This is a genomic window from Polyangium sp. 6x1, assembly GCF_029946515.1.
Lineage (GTDB): Bacteria > Myxococcota_A > Polyangia > Polyangiales > Polyangiaceae > Polyangium.
The window spans coordinates 1-18,610 of the sequence record NZ_JARZHH010000085.1 but is presented as its reverse complement, the minus strand read 5'-3'; the positions used below and the strand labels follow the sequence as shown (position 1 = coordinate 18,610).

General features: G+C 68.8%; 17 protein-coding genes. 10 read left to right on the top strand and 7 right to left on the bottom strand.

Annotation, left to right across the window (positions count from 1 at the left end; genetic code table 11):
• The first annotated feature begins 14 nt into the window (after positions 1-14).
• The 3 genes from QHF85_RS43520 to QHF85_RS43510 all read left to right on the top strand — a co-directional run bounded on the left by QHF85_RS43520 (position 15) and on the right by QHF85_RS43510 (position 4,444).
• Entirely contained in the window at positions 15-1,124 is a 1,110-nt protein-coding gene (locus QHF85_RS43520) for a WD40 repeat domain-containing protein (RefSeq protein WP_281333388.1), read from the top strand.
• Positions 1,125-1,642: 518 nt separating this feature from the next.
• Complete coding sequence (locus QHF85_RS43515) at positions 1,643-2,350, top strand: hypothetical protein (protein ID WP_281333387.1); 708 nt, start codon at positions 1,643-1,645, stop codon at positions 2,348-2,350.
• A 57-nt stretch (positions 2,351-2,407) separates the two neighbouring features.
• Positions 2,408-4,444, top strand: a complete 2,037-nt coding sequence (locus tag QHF85_RS43510; RefSeq protein WP_281333386.1) for a hypothetical protein — start codon at positions 2,408-2,410, stop codon at positions 4,442-4,444.
• On the opposite strand, the gene QHF85_RS43505 is transcribed toward QHF85_RS43510, so the two are convergent.
• Positions 4,411-5,946, bottom strand: coding sequence for an ATP-binding cassette domain-containing protein (locus QHF85_RS43505; protein WP_281333385.1), 1,536 nt, complete (start codon positions 5,944-5,946; stop codon positions 4,411-4,413). The two genes, QHF85_RS43510 and QHF85_RS43505, sit on opposite strands and share 34 nt — an antisense overlap.
• Before the next feature lie 274 nt (positions 5,947-6,220).
• Between QHF85_RS43505 and QHF85_RS43500 the strand changes: the two genes are divergently transcribed.
• Positions 6,221-7,084, top strand: coding sequence for a fibro-slime domain-containing protein (locus tag QHF85_RS43500; protein WP_281333384.1), 864 nt, complete (start codon positions 6,221-6,223; stop codon positions 7,082-7,084).
• Here the strand turns inward: QHF85_RS43500 and QHF85_RS43495 are convergent.
• Positions 7,071-7,538, bottom strand: coding sequence for an STAS/SEC14 domain-containing protein (locus tag QHF85_RS43495; RefSeq protein ID WP_281333383.1), 468 nt, complete (start codon positions 7,536-7,538; stop codon positions 7,071-7,073). The two genes, QHF85_RS43500 and QHF85_RS43495, sit on opposite strands and share 14 nt — an antisense overlap.
• Before the next feature lie 45 nt (positions 7,539-7,583).
• Positions 7,584-8,279, bottom strand: coding sequence for a DJ-1/PfpI family protein (locus QHF85_RS43490; protein WP_281333382.1), 696 nt, complete (start codon positions 8,277-8,279; stop codon positions 7,584-7,586).
• An 88-nt stretch (positions 8,280-8,367) separates the two neighbouring features.
• Between QHF85_RS43490 and QHF85_RS43485 the strand changes: the two genes are divergently transcribed.
• From QHF85_RS43485 to QHF85_RS43475, 3 genes are all read left to right on the top strand, one after another.
• The gene (locus tag QHF85_RS43485) at positions 8,368-9,204 is read left to right on the top strand and encodes a hypothetical protein (protein ID WP_281333381.1); all 837 of its coding nucleotides are present in this window, start codon (positions 8,368-8,370) and stop codon (positions 9,202-9,204) included.
• Between the two features lie 111 nt (positions 9,205-9,315).
• Positions 9,316-10,122 (top strand): hypothetical protein, encoded by an 807-nt coding sequence (locus tag QHF85_RS43480; RefSeq protein ID WP_281333380.1) that lies wholly within the window; start codon positions 9,316-9,318, stop codon positions 10,120-10,122.
• A 117-nt stretch (positions 10,123-10,239) separates the two neighbouring features.
• Entirely contained in the window at positions 10,240-11,487 is a 1,248-nt protein-coding gene (locus QHF85_RS43475) for a PAS domain-containing protein (RefSeq protein ID WP_281333379.1), read from the top strand.
• 3 nt (positions 11,488-11,490) lie between these two features.
• On the opposite strand, the gene QHF85_RS43470 is transcribed toward QHF85_RS43475, so the two are convergent.
• Entirely contained in the window at positions 11,491-13,755 is a 2,265-nt protein-coding gene (locus tag QHF85_RS43470) for a molybdopterin-dependent oxidoreductase (protein ID WP_281333378.1), read from the bottom strand.
• A gap of 99 nt (positions 13,756-13,854) precedes the next feature.
• Between QHF85_RS43470 and QHF85_RS43465 the strand changes: the two genes are divergently transcribed.
• Complete coding sequence (locus QHF85_RS43465) at positions 13,855-14,922, top strand: hypothetical protein (protein WP_281333377.1); 1,068 nt, start codon at positions 13,855-13,857, stop codon at positions 14,920-14,922.
• Positions 14,923-14,934: 12 nt separating this feature from the next.
• Here QHF85_RS43465 and QHF85_RS43460 read toward each other — a convergent pair whose 3' ends face one another.
• The 3 genes from QHF85_RS43460 to QHF85_RS43450 all read right to left on the bottom strand — a co-directional run bounded on the left by QHF85_RS43460 (position 14,935) and on the right by QHF85_RS43450 (position 16,415).
• The gene (locus QHF85_RS43460; protein WP_281333376.1) at positions 14,935-15,435 is read right to left on the bottom strand and encodes a hypothetical protein; all 501 of its coding nucleotides are present in this window, start codon (positions 15,433-15,435) and stop codon (positions 14,935-14,937) included.
• Between the two features lie 265 nt (positions 15,436-15,700).
• Entirely contained in the window at positions 15,701-16,180 is a 480-nt protein-coding gene (locus tag QHF85_RS43455; RefSeq protein ID WP_281333375.1) for a DUF2243 domain-containing protein, read from the bottom strand.
• Between the two features lie 4 nt (positions 16,181-16,184).
• The gene (locus tag QHF85_RS43450) at positions 16,185-16,415 is read right to left on the bottom strand and encodes a hypothetical protein (protein WP_281333374.1); all 231 of its coding nucleotides are present in this window, start codon (positions 16,413-16,415) and stop codon (positions 16,185-16,187) included.
• Positions 16,416-16,501: 86 nt separating this feature from the next.
• Between QHF85_RS43450 and QHF85_RS43445 the strand changes: the two genes are divergently transcribed.
• Complete coding sequence (locus tag QHF85_RS43445; protein WP_281333373.1) at positions 16,502-17,182, top strand: hypothetical protein; 681 nt, start codon at positions 16,502-16,504, stop codon at positions 17,180-17,182.
• Positions 17,183-17,209: 27 nt separating this feature from the next.
• A complete protein-coding gene (locus tag QHF85_RS43440) occupies positions 17,210-18,442 on the top strand; it encodes an MBL fold metallo-hydrolase (RefSeq protein WP_281333372.1) in 1,233 nt (410 codons plus the stop codon).
• The last annotated feature ends 168 nt before the right edge of the window (positions 18,443-18,610 follow it).

Here is an 18,610-nt window from a genome sequence, read left to right as displayed (position 1 = left end):
TCCTCATGATTTCGATGACGAAGCACCTTCACAGGCCGGGCACGAAGCTCAGCGGCCATTTTACGAGTATCCTCGCCGCAGACTTTTCCCGAGACGGGTCCCGGCTCGTCTCGGTGGCCTCGAACGACCCCACCGTGTGCGTGTGGGACGTCGAAGCCGCGCGAACGATATCAAGGCTCGAGATCGCGAAAGGCGTCAACAAGGCTCGCCTGTTCCCGACCGGGGACCGGCTGGCTGCCACGTTCGACGACGGGGTCGCGCGTGTGTACGAGCTCGAAAGCGGCAGCGAGCTCGCGCGTGCGCACCAGATGCTCCGTCCCCGGGCGCTTTGCGTGTCTCCGGCCGGCGGGGTGTACTGGGCGGGCTTCGGCGACGATGGCACCGTCGTGTGGTCGTGGCTCCCTGGTGAGGCCCCGAAGTCGCTCCTCCGCGACATTCACTCCTTCGAGCCTGATTGTAGCTTGTCGCTGGCGCGTGACGGCCAGGAGCTGTGGTGCTTCTTCGAGTGGGATCTCGTGGGCTTCGACACGCGGACGGGCGCGGAGATCGCGCGGATTCATGGCGACAGGGACACGGCCTTCGGGGAGGGCCTCATGCTCTCCTCCGAGCGATGCGCCGTGGTCGTGCAATCCATGCTCAACCGTGATGACGATCCGATCCGGCCGCGCATCTACAAGTGGAACCTCGATTCCGACGTGCATGTATGGGGCACGGAGATCTTGGGACATCCCTATGGCGACAAACCGCTGCTGACGATGGCCCGGAGCCAGCGCTGGGTCGCGAGCGTCGGCAAGGGCGGCGTGATGTTCCATTCGATTCGCAGCGGGCGAGCGCTCGGGCTGCTGCCCTTCGAGGTGCCCGGGGCGACCCTTTCTTGCCTGAGCGTGTCACCGGACGATGGCCTCCTCGCGGTTGGGGCTTCGAATGGGAACCTGGTCGTCTACGACCTCGGCGATTCCTTGGTCGAACGTTACCTCGGCGTCGAAAATGATCCGGAAGTGGAGCCAACCATTCTCGGCGTCGACAGCGACCGTGACGGCCTCGGAGAGCGGGTCGCCGGGACGCTCAGCCCCCGGACGATCCTCGCCGGCATCCACGACCTGCTGGCATTGCTACCGGACTGATGCGTTTGCGGCTCCCCTCCGCCCTCGCCTCCGGCCCGAGCTCCCCTTCGAAACCGCCTTCACTCCCTCGCAACCGTCGCGGATCCGCTTCCCAACCGATTTCCCTTTCTCTCAACGCTCCCCGCCGCCACCACGCGGCCCCTTTCCCGGCGACTCAACGCCACGCGCCTCCGCCTCCCTCCTCGTTTCCCCGCCGGGAAACACACCCGTCCACGCTTCCGCAAGCGTTTCCCTTCCTCGCATCCCCCCTCGCTGCCGAATCCAGCGCCGTTTCCCCGCCGGGAAACGCTTTGCGCCTCCACGCCGCGGCCCGTTTCTCCGCCAGGAAATGCACCCCGCCACGGTTCGCGGCTCGTTTCCCCGCCGGGAAGCGCCCGTTGCACCGTTTCCCCGTGGGCTTCCGACGTTTTCATGCTCCTCTGCGTCCGCTGTCGCACGATTGATCCGCTCCGAACGTCTAACGCGCGAACCCGAGACGACCCCGCTCCCGCTCGCGGGGGTAGGGGAGGAGAGAAGCCATGCGTTGCCCTCGTGAGATCGATGGAAGCTCCGTTCACCGCCGCCATATCCGGTTTCATGCATCCGCGACCAAGGGCGTGAGCCCCTTGCACGACACGCTGCACGCCGAGGCGAGCATCCTTTACGCGAGCTTGCGCGACGCGCTGCGCGCCCGCGAGGACGCCGAGGACGCGGCCACCGCCGCATCGGCCTGCCTCGCCCGCACCGAAGGCCTCCTCGAAAACGCGATCCGCGAGATCGACGCCGCCGCGAAGAAGATCGACCGCAAAGACCCCTCGCTCGCGGCGCAACGCACGATCTTCCCGGCGGGCATCACCCCGGTGATCAAGCCCGACGGCCCGGCGCAGCTCGAGGTGCTGCCGCCCCTCCGGATCCGGCTCGCGCCCTTCGCAGGGAAGGGCGACATGGACGAGGCCCTCGCCGGCCTCGATCTCGCGGAGGCGCAACATCGTGCGGCCTTGCAGACCGTGAACATGGTCGTGGCCGAGGTCGAGATACGTTTCGCGGAGGAGCGCGAGGCGCGTCGCGCCGTGCGGGAGCAACTCGTGAGCGCGTTCGGCCGGCTCCGCGACCATTACAAGGCGAGCCCGCAAGCGGCGGAGGCGTTCTTCTTTCGCGAGAAGTCGTCCACGTCCTCGAAAACGAAGGAGCCCACGAACGGCGCCTCCCCGCCCATCGCCCCCGCCTCCGCCGCGCTGCCCGCCTGATCCCCGCGCCCTCCGGATCCTTCCTCGGTCACGGGCCCCTGCGGTAGAGTGACCGCCATGCGCTGCGCGCTCGCCCCCGCTTCCGCCCTCCTCCTCCTTGGCTGCACGACCGCCGCGCAGCCGCCGCCGCCCACGGCGCGTGACCTCGCGCCCGCGCCTCCGACGACGCTCGCCATCCCGGCCCCCGCGGCCTCGTCCGCACCGGCCGCGCCGCCCCCCGAGGATCACACGTTCGTCGAGGTCCGCGGCGGGCAGGGCGGGTTTTGCGCCCGCACCGAGCAGGGCTCCCTTTATTGCTGGGGCGGCATGGCCCTCCCCGGCGAGATGGCCCGACACGGGCACGACCGCCCCGTGCGCATCGAAGGTCTCTCCAACCTGAAAGGCTTCACCATCCTCACCGGCGGCGTGCTCGTCGGCTGGGACGCGGCCGGCACGCTGTTCCGGGTGGTGCGCGATGACGCGACGAAACCCTTCCGCGTGGTGCAGGGCTTCCGGGTCGCGCAGCCCAAGCCCGAGGACATCGCGCAGTACTCGCTCGGCATGACGACCCCCGGGACCGCGCGGATCGTCGCCGGCAGCCACGATTGCTTGCTGTCCGACAAGGGCGAGGTGTTTTGCTCGCTCGGCATGGACTCCACGGACGCGGCCTTTCTACGGGTGCAGGCCCCGCCCATGCGTGCCCTCTCCGATCAGGAATGCGGCATGGGCGTGGACGGCGGCTTTTATTGCTGGAACCTCGACAGGGCCGAAACGACGCGCTTCGGCAAGCCCGTCCCCGGCTACGGCGTGACGCTCATGCCCCTGAAAGGGCCCGTGGAAGAAGCGCTCGTCGCCCGCGTCAAGAAGCTCGGGCGCCAGGTATGCGCGCGGCGGCCCGACGGGACTATCTTCTGCGACGATTCCCTCGTCGATCGAAAACTCCAGGCGCTCGCCGAGGGCAAGCGGGTGACGCGGCTCTTCGCGTCCGCTGGGTACAACCTGTGCGTGAGCCGCGAGGACGGCGTGTCGCGCTGCTCCTGCTCCTTCGAGCGGCCCTGCGGGGAATTTGAAAAGACGTACGACGTGCTCCCGACGGTCGATGCGTCGCTCGGGGTGGCCGTGCGTCCGGGAAACGTCTGCGCGCTCGGGAAGGATCATCGCGTGCGCTGCTTCGGCGCGCATAACGGCGGCATGCTCGGCGACGGCGTGTCGCGCGAGCTCGAACGCGCCGCGATGGTCCCCGGCATCACGGGCGCGAGCGAGATCGGCGCCGAGGACGGCGTCGTCTGCGCGCGCTTCGGCACGACCCGCGTCTCCTGCTGGGGCGCGATCGCCAACATGGTGCACGTGCCCCGACAGGATCTCGTGCTGCCCGAGCCAGCCGTCGATGCGATCGAAGGTGGCATGCCGCTCTGTGTGCGCGGCGCGAAGTCGGGGCAATGGTACTGCCGGAACCGTTCGTTTTTCCTGGGGACGATGAAGGACGACTTCGCCTTGCTCGTCGACACCAGCGGCGCGGCGGTCAAGGACGTCACCGTGAACGTCAACAACGGGGTCGGCATCGCGGTCGCCAAGCGGGGCGGCGGCGCGGGGATGTTCCATTACGAGGGAAGGCCGAAGCCCCTCCGCGTGGAATGGTTCGACCCGAAGGACGAGCTGGCGAACGCCACGTACCTCACCCTCTTTCGCAGGGCCATCCTCGCCGACGGGACGGCCGTCTTTCCGGACGACTCCCTCGGCGAAAAGACGCGGGTCCCCGGAAAGTTCCGCGCCGTGCTGTACGCCGCGCGTTGCGCCGTCGACGAGGGCGCGCGCCTCGTCTGCATGGGCGCGGCCCAGGGACCGAAGGTCGTCCTGACCGAGGTGGCGGAGGTCGACACCGATTGCGTGCGCACCGAGCGAGGCGAGGTGTTTTGCTTCGACCGCACGGCGACGAAAAAAGGCGAGGTCGCGACGTTCCGGCGGATCGAGGGGCTGCCCGCTTCCGGGGTCGTGCAGATCGCGCGCGACTGCGGCCTCACGCGGGAGGGAGAGATTTACTGCTGGGGGAGCGTGTTCGCGCTGGGAGATCGCGAGCCCATTCAGCGCACGCCGGTGGAGATCGCCGTGCCCTGAGCCGCGTCGAGCTCGCGGACGCGGCCCTGCTCGATACGCCAGACCGTGCGCGTCGCCCGGCGCGCGAACGAGGCGTCGTGGCTGACCATCACGATCGCCCCCGGATACCCTTCCAGCGCGCGCTCGAGGCGCTCCAGCGAGGGCAGGTCGAGGTGGTTCTCGGGCTCGTCGAGCAAAAGCGCCGAGGCCCTGCGGCCGAGCCCGAGCGCAATGGCGAGCTTGCGCGCCTCGCCCGGCGAAGGCTCGGCCGAGGCCAGGATCCGCTCGGGATCCGTGCCCAGCGTGGCCACGAGCGAGAGCGTGCGTCCGCGCGCCTCGGGATCGAGGGCGCGGACCTCCGCGAGCAGCGCCCGCCGCGCCTCCACCGGGAGATCCTGCGGCAGGTAGAGGAGCTGCTCTTTCGGGATACGCGAAGCGGCCGCGAGCGCGCCGAGCAGCGTGCTCTTGCCCGCGCCATTTCGTCCCTCGATACGAATGCGGCCGTCGCGCGGGACGGAGAGGCGCACGTCCCGAACGAGCTCCGTCTCGCCCGCGCGAAGGACGGGCAGATCGAGGACGAAAGGCCAGGGCTGCGTCGGTCGCTCCCAGCCGACGTAAATCTCGCCGCCGAGCTCCTTCTCGACGTGGTGCCGCGAAAGCTCGGCGCTCGCCCGCGCGAGCTCGGCCCGCGCCACGCCCACGGATCGCCCGGCGCGCTTCTCCGCGGATTCGATCGCGATCTTCCGGAGCATGCCCCGGCCGTCGTGATCATTTTTGTTTTTCATCTGGTTCTTCATGCTGCGCGAGGCGTCGACCATCGCGTGCTCGCGCCGCGCCTGATCGAGCCTGCGCGCGGCGCGCTTCTCCTCGTTCTTGGCCGCCTCGCGCTCGTCCCGCGCGTGCGCCGACTCGGCCTCCCACGCGGACCGCGCATCGGCATAACGGCCGCGGTAGAGGTGCACGCGGCATTGATGAATCCGGAGCGTCGTCGTGGTGAGCGCGTCGAGCAAGGCCCGATCGTGCGAGACCAGAAGCCCGACGCCGTCGAAGCGGCGCAGCGCCCCGACGAGGAGCCGCCGCGCCTCGGCGTCGAGGTGGTTCGCGGGCTCGTCGAGCATGAGGATCTCCGGCGCCTCGAAGAGCGCCGCGCCAATCTGCCAGCGCTTGCGCTCGCCGGGCGAGAGCGTGGGCCAGCGCTCGAGGTCCTCGGCCACGAGATCGAGCCTGCCCCGGAGCACAGCGGCCTCCCCGTCGAGATCCTCGGCGAACCGCGCGATCGAATCGGAGAGCGAATCGACGGTCTGCGGGCAGAGCACCACGCGAGCCTCGGCCGGATCACGCCGCACATGTCCGCGCTCGGGCCGCAAAACACCGGCGAGGAGGCGGAGCAGCGTGGTCTTGCCCGTGCCGTTCTCGCCCACGATCCCGGTCCATCCCGGGCCGAGGTGAAGCTCGACGTCCTCGAGCAGAGACGTCGCATCCCCATGGGAAAACGCTACGCGCAGCGCATGAAGCGATAACATATTCTGTTCTCCTGAATCGGTGGCCCGCGCGTCCCCCGCGTTTCATCGTCGGGGCAGGGCGCCGGGCGTCACGGCACGTCTATGAACGGCTGGATTCAGGAAAACAGGCGCAAGGGCGGAGTCCTCCGAGAGGGGCGAGCAAGATAGCAGCCACGTTCTTGCTCGCAAGAAAGAAATTCAAGCTGTAGGCTCGCGTTCGTCTGCTCACGCGGATGCGATTCAGCTTCACGTAGGAGGAATGATGCTTTTACGACAGGCGGCCCTTACATTCACCATGACGACGTCGCTCCTTTTGACCGGCGCCGCGATCGGCTGCAGCGGAGGCGGCGGCGACCCGAGCGGCAGCGCGGGCGCGGGCAATTCTTCGTCCTCCCAGAGCGGCTCGGGAGGGATGGGCGGTCTCGGAGGGATGGGCGGTCAAGGCGGCGACGGCGGCTTCATCTTCGCCGGCCCCGGCGGCAGCGGCGGCGCAGGCGGCGCGGGCGGCGGGAACTGCTCGCCCGAGCTCGTGGGCATCGTGCGCGATTTCAAGGGATATCCGAATGGTCACCCCGATTTCGAGCATTTCAGCGGCGACGGCCTGAAGGGCCTCGTGAAGTTCGATCTCGGGGCCGACAAGAAGCCCGTGTACGCCCCGGATGGCCCCACCGCGCACACGACGGGCGCGACGGAGTTCAACCAGTGGTACCGCGACGTCGAAGGCGTGAACATGTCGATGCCGTTCAAGGTGACGCTGACCGAGGACCCGGCGACCGGAATCGCCACGTTCGAGAGCACCGCGTTCTTCCCGATCGACGGGCAGCTCTTCGGCAACGAGGACTTCGACCACAACTACGGGTTCACCTACGAGCTGCACATGACGTTCAAGTACAAGGGCGGCGAGACGTTCGCGTTCAGCGGCGACGACGACCTCTGGGTCTTCGTGAACAACCGCCTCGCCATCGATCTCGGCGGCCTGCACCCGCCGCAGACCGACACGCTGAACCTCGACGCAAAGGCCGCCGAGCTCGGCATCGTGCCCGGCAACGAGTACACGCTCGACTTCTTCCACGCCGAGCGGCACAGCACGGGATCGAACTTCAAGGTTCAGTCGACCCTGAGCTTCACGAACTGCGATCCGATCATCATCCCGAAGTAGGCGCGAACCGGGCGCGCTCGGACCCCGCCTGCGACGCGGGGCCGAGCTCCGCGCGCTGCGCATTCACCCAGGCGAGGGCCTCGTCCTCCGAATCGAAAAAGGCCCTCCGGAACGTGCCCTCGCCGTACATGAGCTCGAGGGCCTTCAAAAAGAGCCCCATGAGCGCCCGCATGTGGGCGCTCGCGCCGACGATGGCGATGCCCGCAATGCGCGGGGACCTCGGATCCGTCGCCGCCGCCTTGCGCGCGGACGGGCTCACGGTATCGAGGTGCGTCATGTCGGAGATCACGAAATGCCTCGCGCCGCCGAGCAGCTCGTCCGACCACTGGAAGAGCGTGTCGAAGACGTCGGCGTTCATGGATCCCTGCCACCTTACGCGAATGACGTCCGGTGGTTCGAAGCGCGCGCGGTGGGGGCCGATCTCCAGGGTTTGCCCTTGTGCGATGTTCGTCATGATGGAGGGCGCATCCTTGCACATCCACGCCCCCGAGGACGAGCGCTACGGCGCGAACTTCGCGAGCAGCTCCGGCTTGTCGCGAAGAATCGCGGGGAGCCGCTGCGCGACGACGCCGCCCATGGCCTGGACGAGCGGCCCCGTGCCCTCCCAGGCGATGGGCCCGAAAGGCGGCTCAGGCTCATATTCGATGACGAGCTGCGCCGCCTTCGCCGCAGCCTCGCTCGTGAGGCGAGCGCCAAGCGCAAGCGCCATGTCGATGCCCGCGGAGACGCCGGCCGCCGTGATCACGTTGCCGTCCTCGACCCAGCGCCCCTTGACGGGCGTCGCCCCGAAGCGCGCGAGGTGCGGCAGGAACGACCAGTGCGTCGTGGCCTTCTTGCCTTCGAGCAAGCCAAGCGCCGCGAGCACGAGCGAGCCCGTGCACACCGAGCTCACGAAGGCAGCCTTCGGCGCAGCCGCGCGAAGCCAGCCCATGATGCGATCGCTGGCCATCGCGTGAAAAGGCCCGATGAGGCCCCCCGGGACGACGATGCCGTAAGGCTCGGGCACCTCATCGAGCGTGCGTTCGGGGACGATACGAAAAGGCAAATCGGTCTCGACGGGCTCGACGCGCTCGCCGACGGTGACGGTCCGGAGATCGGAAGACCCTTCGAGGGCCTTCAGCACCTGCAAGGGCCCGACGAGGTCGAGGGGCGTGATCTCGGGGAAGACGAGGAAAGCGATGGTCCGTTCGCGCATGAAGTTCGGTCCTCCAGGGGGACGATTGTGAACGTTGGGGGATTGACGCGCCAAGGGATCCGTTGCCGGATGCGCGGAGGTACCTCCCATGACCCGTCTCCTCCTCGTGGGCCTCGACGAGCCCGAGGTGCGTGATCTCCGCCCGCTCCTCTACAACTCGGCCCGCGTCGAGTCCTGCCCCGTCCTGCCGCGCATCAAGCTCGAAGCGGGCGAGCTCTTCGTCGCGCCGCATTCGAGCCCGTCGTACAGGCCTGTCTCGCGCGTCGTGTTTCATGGCATCTTCGAGGACGATTTCGCCGTTCTGAGCGTGCTCGCGCTCTGGGGTGGCCCGTGCTGGCCGCTCGCGCGGGGGATGATGGACGCGCGTCAGCGTATCCCGTGCCTCGTGCGGGCGCTCGCGGTCACGCGCTTCGGGGCGATGAAGCGCGGCTATGCGGACCTCGGTGCGTGCGTCGAGGCGAGGGGACGGGAGACGCTCGTCGCGAAATGGGGCGAGTCGCATTGCGGGGAGAAGAAGGAGCTCTTCACAGGGAAGCGGCGCGTCGAGGAGCCGACGTTGATCGAACCGTTCGTGCGCGGGGAGGCGACGCGGATCCACGTGCTCGGCGGGCGCGCGTGGCAGATCCGCATGGCCGGCGAGAGGTGGCCCACGGCCATCCACCATGCCGGAGCGGTGGTGCTGGCCGAGGCGAAGGCCGATCGAGCGCTCGTGGAGGACGCGCGGCGGATCGGCTGGGCGTTCGGCCTGGAGATGTTCGCGGTCGATTACATGGTGGAGCCCAACGGCACGAAGCACCTGCTCGGGCTGAACCACAGCCCGAACGTGACGGTGTTCCCCGAGCATCGTGAAGCCTACCTCGATTTCGTGGCCTCCTGGATCAATGACGGCACGATGACGGAGGCGTACCGTCGCATCGCGACGTAGCCGTCGCGTCGTGCTCCCCCGTGCGTCCGTCGCGGGCGACGAAAGATGGTTGACCGTTTGGTGATTGACGCGCCAAGGGATCCGTTGCCGGATGCGCGGAGGTAACCTCCCATGACCCGTCTCCTCCTCGTGGGCCTCGACGAGCCCGAGGTGCGTGATCTCCGCGCACGCCTCTCAACCCCGATCCCCCTCCTGTCCTGCCCCGTCCTGCCGCGGATCAAGCTCGAAGCGGGTGAGCTCTTCGTCGAGCGGCCGAATGCGTACGAAGTGTACGTGCCGGTCTCGCGCGTCGTGTTTCACGGCATCTTCGAGGACGACATGCCCTTTCTGACCGCGCTCGCGCTCTGGGGCGGCCCGTGTCTGCCGCTCGCGCGGGGGATGATGGACGCGCGTCCACGCATCCCGTGCCTCGTGCGGGCGCTCGCGGTCACGCGGTTTGGGGCAATGAAGCGCGGGCTCGCGGACCGGGGTTCGCCGGTCTCGGCGAGGGAAGGGGAGACGCTCGTCGCGAAATGGGGCGAGTGGCATTGCGGGGAGAACAAAGAGCTCTTCACGGGGGCGCGGCGCGCCGAGGAGCCGACGTTGATCGAGCCGTTCGTGCGCGGCGAGGCAACGCGGATCCACGTGCTCGGCGAGCGCGCGTGGCAGATCCGCATGGCCGGCGCGACGTGGCTCAAGTCCATCCACGATGCAGGATCGGTGCTGCTGCCCGAGGCGGAGGCCGATCCGGAGCTCGTGGAGGATGCGCGGCGCATCGGCGCGGCGTTCGGCCTGGAGATGTTCGCGATCGATTACATGGTCGAGCCCGACGGCACGAAGCACCTGCTCGAGCTGAACCACATCCCGAACGTGACGGTGTTCTCCGAGCTTCGTGAGGCATACCTCGATTTCGTGGCGTCGTGGATCGGGGCGGCGTGATCGCGGCCTGCGTCAATGGCATGACGTAGCCATCGCGTCCTGCCCCGCCCTGAACTCCGTCCCGGGCGACGAAATCGTGCTAGTGTGCCCCTGACGTACCGCAGGGGGACAGCGCTGATGACCGTCGACGCGGAAGTTTGTGAGCTCCGGAACGAGAACGAGGCGCTCCGGCAGCGCGTGGCGCGTCTCGAACAGGAGCGCGAGGCGCAGGCGAAGGAAGCCGACACCGTGAGGGCGCTCTTCCGTGCATTGCCGGATCTCTTCTTTCGGCTGACGCGGGACGGGACCATCGTCGATTACCGGGCCAGGACGGACGGCGACCTGTACGTCCCGCCCGAGGTGTTCCTCGGCAAGCGGATGCAGGAGGTATTGCCTCCCGATGTGGGCGCAGAGCTCCTCCACGTCGTCGCGAAGGCGCTCGCATGTGGCAAGGTGGGGCAAACCGAGTATTCGCTCACGATGGGCCCCAGCGTGGAGTGGTACGAGGCGCGTATCGTCCCTCTGGATGCCGAGCAGATCGTCATGCTGGTCCGCAATACGACGGAGGCGCACCTCAACCGGGAGGCGCTTTCGCGCCGCACCGCCGAGCTGGAAGAATCCCTGCGCTCCGTTCGGCTGTTTCGCGCGCTCGCCGATCATGCGCCGAGCGCGATCGCGGTGACCCGAACGGGAGGGGAGCCGATCTATGCGAATGACGCCAGCCGCGCGCTCTTCGGTGTGGAAGGCGCCGGGGTCGGAATCGACGTCGCGGCCTTCGTGGCAGGAGGTCGCGTGGCGGAGGAGCGCGCGCGAGGCCACAAGGGGTGCGGCGAGATCGGGACGTTCCGGCGGACCGACGGGTCGGTGTTCCAGGGGCACCTCACGGCGTTCGCCTTGCACGAGGACGGAGGGCCCTCCTGCGAGGCCTTCATCATCGCCGACGTGACGGCGACGCTCGCCGTCGAGGAGGAACGTCGCGCGCTCGCCGAGCAGGTCATCGCCGCGCAAAACGAGACCCTGCGCGCGCTCTCGACCCCGCTCGTGCCGATTGCCCGGCACGTCGTCGCGGTCCCGCTCGTCGGCAGCGTGAACGCCGAGCGCGCCGAGCGGCTGCTCGAGGTGCTGCTCGATGGCGTCGCGCAGCGCGGCGCCTCCGTGGTGCTGCTCGACGTCACCGGCGTCCCGCACGTGGATCACGACGCCGCCGACGCGATCACGCGCGCCGCGCGCGCCGTGGGCCTGCTCGGGGCCGAGCTCGTGCTGACTGGCGTGGGCCGCGACGTTGCGAAGACCCTCATCGAGCTCGGCTCGGATCTCCGCGGGATCGTGACGCTGGGCAGCCTGGAGCAGGGCATCGCCTACGGGATCGGCAAGCGGCGTCGTTGACGTCTACGCCGCGTCGATCCGCTCGATCCGCGCCGGCACGTGCTTGTGCCACGGCGTGCCCGCGAGCCAATCGCGCTGCGCGTGGTGCGTGAGCTCGTTCGGTGCCGTGCCGTGCTTGCGCTCTCCGCCCGCCGCATCCGGATACACGAGCCCGCCGCCGTTCGGGAGGCTCACGTGGCCGGCCCGCATGCCGTCGTTCACCTCCACGGTGGCGGTCGCGCTGCCGCCCTCGGTCACGATGCGCACGACGCTGCCCGTGGAGACGCCGAGCTCCGCGGCGTCCGCCGGGCTCATTCGAAGGGCGCCGTCGAGGTCGACCTTGCGCCACGCGGGATCGCGAAAAATGGTGTTCGCCGAGGACGATCGTCGCTCGCCGGCCGCGAGGATGAAGGGATAACGCGCGTCTCGGGCCGGCGAGGGCTCCGTCGCGAGGCCGACGAGCTCGGGCAAGAGCTCCGGGACCGTGAGGCGAATTCGTTTGTCCGGGGTATCGAGCCGCGCCCACGTCTCCTCGTACGGATCGACGGTGAACGTGATGCCCGAGCGCTCGCGGAGGATCGCGTCGAAGAGCGCGTCGGCGTCGGGAAAACCCGCGCGTTGTACGCTCTCGGGGAAGCTCATGAAACACGATTGCGCGATGCCCCAGAGCACGGCCGTGGCCTCGGCGCCCTCGGGCAACGTCGGGCCGAGCGTCTCGTAAAGGATGATGGGCGCGAGCGCCATGAGCTCGGGCCGCGCCCCGACGAGGCCCATGAACGCCATGGCGTATTCGCCCCGCGAGGCCCGGGCGGCCTCGGCGAGCGGCGCGAGATCCACGCTGTCGAGCGCGCCGAGGGCGCGCACCAGGCGGCGATGGATCTCGGGCTCGGGCAAGGTCCCGGCGAGCGGCGCGAGCAGGGGCGCGCGGAGCTGGAAGGCATTCTTCGGGAACTCCAGCGTGAAAAACGTCGCTTCCCATTTCTCGAACTGCGACGCGGTGGGGAGCACGTAATGCGCGAGCCGCGCGGTCTCCGTGAGCGCGACGTCGATCACGACGAGGCAATCGAGCGCGGCGAAGGCCTCGCGAAAGCGCTTCGAATCGGCGAGCGAGTGCGCGGGGTTCGCGCTCTCGACGATCATCGCCCGGAACCGCCCGGGGTGGTCCGTGAGGATCTCGTCCGGGATCACGTTGCAGGGTACGAGCCCCGTGATGATCCGCGCCCCCGTGACGGGCGTGGTGCTCCCGCGTTTGCCCCCGCCGCCGCCCCCGCCGAGCGAGGCCATCCGCGAATGAATGTTCATCCCGCCCTCCTTGGCGAAGCTGCCGACGAGCAGGTACACGAGCTTCTCCAGCCACGAATCCAGCGTGGAATGCGGCGCCTGCTGGACGCCGAGATCTTCCTGGATCGCGACGCTCTTCGCGCGGGCGATGCGCCGCGCGACCTCGCGCACGAGGGATTCTTCGACGCCCGCGCGCTCCGCGAATTCGGTGACGGGCACGCGCGCGAGGGCTTCGAGCACGGGCTCCGCGTCGGTCGTGTGCTCGGCGAGGAAGCGATGATCGACGAGGTCTTCCTGCACGAGCGTGCCGAGGATGGCGGCGAGGCAAAAGGCGTCCGTGCCGGGATGCACCGCGAGGTGATACTGCGCGAGCCGGGCCGTCTCGGAGCGCCGCGGATCGATGACGACGAGGGCGCGCGCGGGGTCGGCCGCGATCTCCTTGAGCACGTGGCGGGCGCGGGGAAAGCCGTGCGAGTGCCAGGGGTTCTTCCCGACGAAGACGGCCACCTCGGCGTGCTCGAAATCGGGCGCGGTGTGGCAGCGGGGGCGGCCGAAGAGCTTGCCGTCGACCCAGAACTCGCCGGTCTTCTCCTGCGCGAGCGCGTTCGAGCGGTACACCGAGCCGAGCGCCGCGAGCGTCGCGGTGGCGTAGGTGCCGCAGAGGTGATTGCCCTGGCCACCGCCGCCGTAATAAAAGATCGACGCCCCGCCGTGGGTATCGCGGATGCTCGCGAGCTTGCCCGCGATCTCGCGGATCGCCGTGTCCCAGTCGATCGCCTCGAACGATCCGTCGGGCCGCCGCCGGAGCGGCGTGTGCAGGCGATCCCTTCCGTTCTGGTAATGGTCGAGCTTCTGGGCCTTCTCGCAGAGATACCCGTGCGACGCCGGGTGCTTTCGGTCGCCGCGCACGCGCGTGAGCCTGCGATCCTCGACGAGCACCTCGATGCCGCAGTTGAGGCTGCAGAGGATACACGCGGTCTTCTGGAACGTCCCGGCTTCGGTCGTCATGGAGGGCCTCCGGCGGGGCCAGCGTACCACGAAGCCGTTTGCACGTCCGGCGAGCTTCTCTCTTCCCGCCCGGCGCAGCTCTGGTAGAAAGCTCTCCCCGTGACGAACCGTTTTTCTCTCCTCACCGCCGCCGCCCTCGCAGCGATCTCCTCCGCGGGTTGCTTCAACCCCTACGCGGGCCTCTTCGATCCCGCGGCGATGCAAGCGCAGCAGCAGCAGGTGATGGCCGACGCGCAGGCGCAGAATGACGCGCAGATCCTGGCGCAGCTCGAAGAGTCACGCGCCGCGGTGAAGGCGAGCCCTGGCGACATGAACGCGGCGCGGTTGCTCGCGCAGCGCGTGGGGGCCTGTTTCGTCCTGGGGATCGTCGACCGGAAGAAGCTCGACGGCGAGGCGGCGCTCGCCGAGGTCGACGCGGCGCTCGAGGAGGCCACGAAGAAAAACCCCGATCAGAAGGCGGAGGCGCTCGCCTCGAAGGGGATCCTGTTCATCCACGCGAAGCGGAACGCGGACGCGATGACGACGCTGGAGGCCTCGATGGCCGCGCGGCCCACCGTGTTCGCGTGCGTGCCGCTGCTCAAGGAGCTCGACGACGCGGGGCGATCGGGGGAGGTCGTCGGCCATTGCAAGAAGGCGCGGCCGGCGGCCCGGGACGACGAGGAGCGGTTCGCGTTGCTCGATAGCTGTTTGCAGCACTCGCACGGCGCCCCGGCGGAGAAGGGGCTCGCGTGGGCGGGGCAGGCGGACGTCGATTTCTACAACCAGAAAACGAACGAGATCGTCCAGCAAAAAGCGGCGTACCGGGCCGAGCAGGAGGCGCACTCGGCGCAGATGCGCGCGGACTTCGACGCGAGCCGCGCGCGCGCGGACCAGGAGCGCGCCGCGAGGGCAGGGGGGGCGAGCTCGGGCGGCGGCGGATCGACGTATTCGCTGAGGCTGCACAACAGCTGCTCGCGTACGGTAAAATTGTTCTTCGGGGACAACCCGAAGTTCGGCAGCGGGACGCGGACGTCGCTCGGTTCGAACACGACCTCGTCGTACTCGGGCGGCGGGCCGAAGACGGTGTGGATCGTGGACGATCGGGATCAGGGCATTTCGAGCTTCGTGGCGAGCGGATCGCAGTCGATGCAGATCACGTCGAGCTGCTCGGGATTCTCGACGTACTGAGGGCGCGGCCTTTCAGAGCACGTCCTTGTGCTTGTGCGTGTGCTTGTATGCGCCGAGGCCGAAGTTGTCCGCGCTCAGGTCCTTCAGCATTTTGTTGATGGTCTGCACGCGCTTGTCCTGCTCGTTCATCGCATCCCGCACGACCACGAGCGCCGCCGTCACCGGCGTGTAGCAGTTGTGCGTGACGAGCGTGTACGTCATCTCGATGGCCTTCTTCTGCGCGACGGCCCAGAACAGGTTCATCTCCTGGGAGCCCAGGCCGACGACCTCCGTCACCCAGGTGTACGGCGCGTCGAGAGAATTGTCGTCCACGTCGATCTCGCCGCCGTTGAAGTCGCCCTTGAGGCCGTAGACCACGTTGTTCACGCTGAAGACGGCATGCGTGGCGGGCGAATTGTCGAAGAACGCCACGCGCCGGCCGACGCGGACGGCGGCCCCGGTCGACCACGCGAGCATCTTTCCCTTCTGGTTGACTTCATTCACGAGCTGCGCCCGCTGGGCCGTTCCGGACACGCTGGCAGCTCCGAACGGAGCTGGGCGCCGCTGCATCACCGTCGCCGCGTGCGGCGGCAGGGCCTTGGAGGGCCCGAACGGTGCGGTCGCGGCGTGGGGCGGCAATGCGGCGGGCGGCCCGGGCGGGGCGGCACGCCGCTGCGCCACGGTAGCCGGATGCGGGGGCCTGGCAGGAGGCCCGAAGCGGGACGAGCGATCGGATGACACGCGAGTTCTCCCCCGCGCCATCGTCGTGCGTGCGAGGAGCCCTGGCCAAGTTTGGCGTTCAGGCGGTTTTCGCGGTGCGCCCCTTCCGGATGAGCGCCCACCCGATACCGCCGAGCACAAGACCGGAGGCCAGGAAGCCGATGTCCCACACGAGCTCGCGTTCGCCCGGCCGCACGTGGTGCAGCCCGAAGAGCTGATGGTCGATGAGGCCCTCCACGAAATTGAAGAGGCCCCAGCCGAGCGACATCGCGCCGACGAACATCGGCGTCGAGCGGGGAATCGTGTCCTTCTTGAAGCCACGCCAGAGCAAGGCGAGGCCGATCACGGTCGTCGTCCACGCGACGGCGTGGAAGAGGCCGTCGAAGAACATGTTGACCTTCATGTCGAGGAGGTTCGTCGGCGGCAGCCACGACGAGAGCATGTTGTGCCACTGGAGGATCTGGTGGAACACGATGCCGTCCACGAACCCCCCGAGCCCCACGCCGAGGAGGATCCCCGCCGCGAGGAGACCACCGCCCTTTTTCTTGTCCCGTCCCATCACGTCACCCGTCCTTTCCCGTTCCCGCGGTTTGCCCGCGCTGGTGAAGCCAGATCGCCACGAGCCAGACGACCAAGAAGGGGAGGAGCAGGAGCGCGAGGTGGGCCCACGTATTCGGATCTTCCAGAATGAACGCGCGTGTCCTCCGCGCGAGTGGGCAGTCCGGGCACGCGAGCGCGAGGGCAGGGCGCGCCGCGAGGAGGCATGCGAGCACGAGGGCCACGGTCGCCGGCATGCGCGGGCGAGACTGCAACGGCGGTGCCCGTCGCCCCGCTGTCGAGAAAGCGCGCCGCGCGGGAGAGCTCGTGTAGAATCGCGCGCATGCTTTTTCCCATCCATCGTGCTTTTCTTCTCGTCCTCCCCGTCCTCGTGGCCTGCAGCGGGAAGGTCGATGTCGAGCAAACTTCGGGGGGCCCTGGCGGCGGGGGCCAGGGCGGATCCGGTGGCGCCGGCGGCGGGGGTCAGGGCGGCTCCGGCAGCACCACGTGTCCGGTCGATCCGCCGGTCAACGGCGCGCCTTGCCATCTGTCGGCGGATCAGGAGTGCACGTACGGCGCGTGTTGCCCGCGCCTGTTCTCGTGCACGGCGGGGAGCTGGTCCGAGGCCGACGTCGATTGCGCGCCGCCCAATCCCTGCCCGTCCTCACCGCCTCTGGAAGGAGCCCCGTGCAAGTCGGGGTGCGCGCAGGAGTCGCCGTGCACCTATAACTGCGCGCAAAGCGACGTGTTGTTCACCGTGACGTGCGGGGACGACGACCGCTGGCACAGTGGCTCGGCGTCCTTGTGCCATGTGCCCCTGCTCTGCGGCGACATGCTCCAGTGCCTCGAGGGGTACGTCTGCGTCACGAAGCAGGCCTTCGGGTCCGAATACCAATGCGTCCCCGATCCTTGCGGGCCGGATCCGCTCTCGTGCGCCTGCGCGGAGCCGGTCTGCGGGGATGGGTTCACCTGCATCCAGGCCTCGGAGAAGAACGTCCTCTGCGAGTGCCCCGCTTGCAAGTGAAGGGGGGAAGGCGATAGCGTGGCCGGCATGTCCTCCGCGGCAGAGCCGGCCTCGAAGCCCAAGCCGAAAGCGAAGCCCGCGTGGCGCCTCTGGTTGCGCCGGGCCTTCGTGGTCCTCGGGGCCTCGGTGCTCCTCTTCGTGCTCGTCGGGATCGTCGACGGCTGGAGGGCCTTCGGGCGCCGCGCGGAGGGGTCGCGGCGCGCACGGATGGAAGCGTCGCCCCAGTATAACGAGGGGCAATTTCAGAACCCCGAGCCGCTCTGGAACGACGGATGGGGCATGATCAAAGGCATGCTCGACGTGAGCCCGTACGCCACGCCGTCCCAAGCCCTGCCCACGGTCCAGCCTGGCCGCGCGCGATTCGAAACGCCGCCCCCGAGCGGCCTGCGCATCACGTGGCTCGGGCATTCCTCGATGCTCATCGAGATCGACGGGCACCGCATCTTGACGGATCCGGTCTGGGGTGAGCGCGCCTCGCCGCTGACCTGGATCGGCCCGGCGCGTTTTTATGCGCCGCCGCTGCCGCTCGAGGATCTGCCCTCGCTCGACGCGGTCATCATCTCGCACGATCACTACGATCACCTGGATCAGCCAACGATCGAGGCGATGAAGGATCGCGACACGCTCTTCGTCGCGCCGCTCGGCGTCGGCGCGCACCTCGCGTACTGGGGCGTGCCGGAGGCGCGTATCGTCGAGCTCGATTGGTGGGGAAAAACGCGCGTCCGGGAGCTCGAAATCGTTTGCACGCCGGCGCGGCACGCATCGGGGCGTTTCCTTTCCGACAAGGACGCGACGTTATGGGCCGGCTACGCGCTCGTCGGGGCGAACCATCGGGCATATTTCTCGGGAGATACAGGGCTCTTTCCCGCGCTCCGGGACATCGGCGCGAAGCTTGGGCCCTTCGACGTGACGATGATCGAGGTCGGCGCCTACGGGCGCGCGTGGCCCGATTGGCACCTCGGGCCGGAGCAGGCCGTCATCGCGCACCAGATGGTGCAAGGGCGCGTGCTGCTCCCCGTGCACTGGGGGCTCTTCGACCTCGCCTTCCACGGCTGGACCGAGCCCATCGAGCGCGTGCTCGTCGCCGCCCAAGCGTCCGGCGTGACAACCGTAGTGCCGCGGCCAGGCGAGAGCGTCGAGCCGGGCGCGGCGCCGCCCCCCGCGCGCTGGTGGCCCGATCTGCCGTGGCGCTCGGGCGCGCAAGGCCCCATCGTCGCGACGAAAATGGGGAGCGATCCGCTCTTGCCAGCGGTCCGGTAACAAGGAGAGCCGTCGCGCCGGGGCGCTGCCCCGGACCCCGCGGGGGCTGTTCGCCCCTCGACCCGAACCAGGGCCAGCCCTGGACCTCTGGGCATCGACTGCGCGAAGCGCAGTCGATGCGGGGAGAGTTTTTCTTGCATCGGCCCGTTCGATGAACTGCGCATCGCG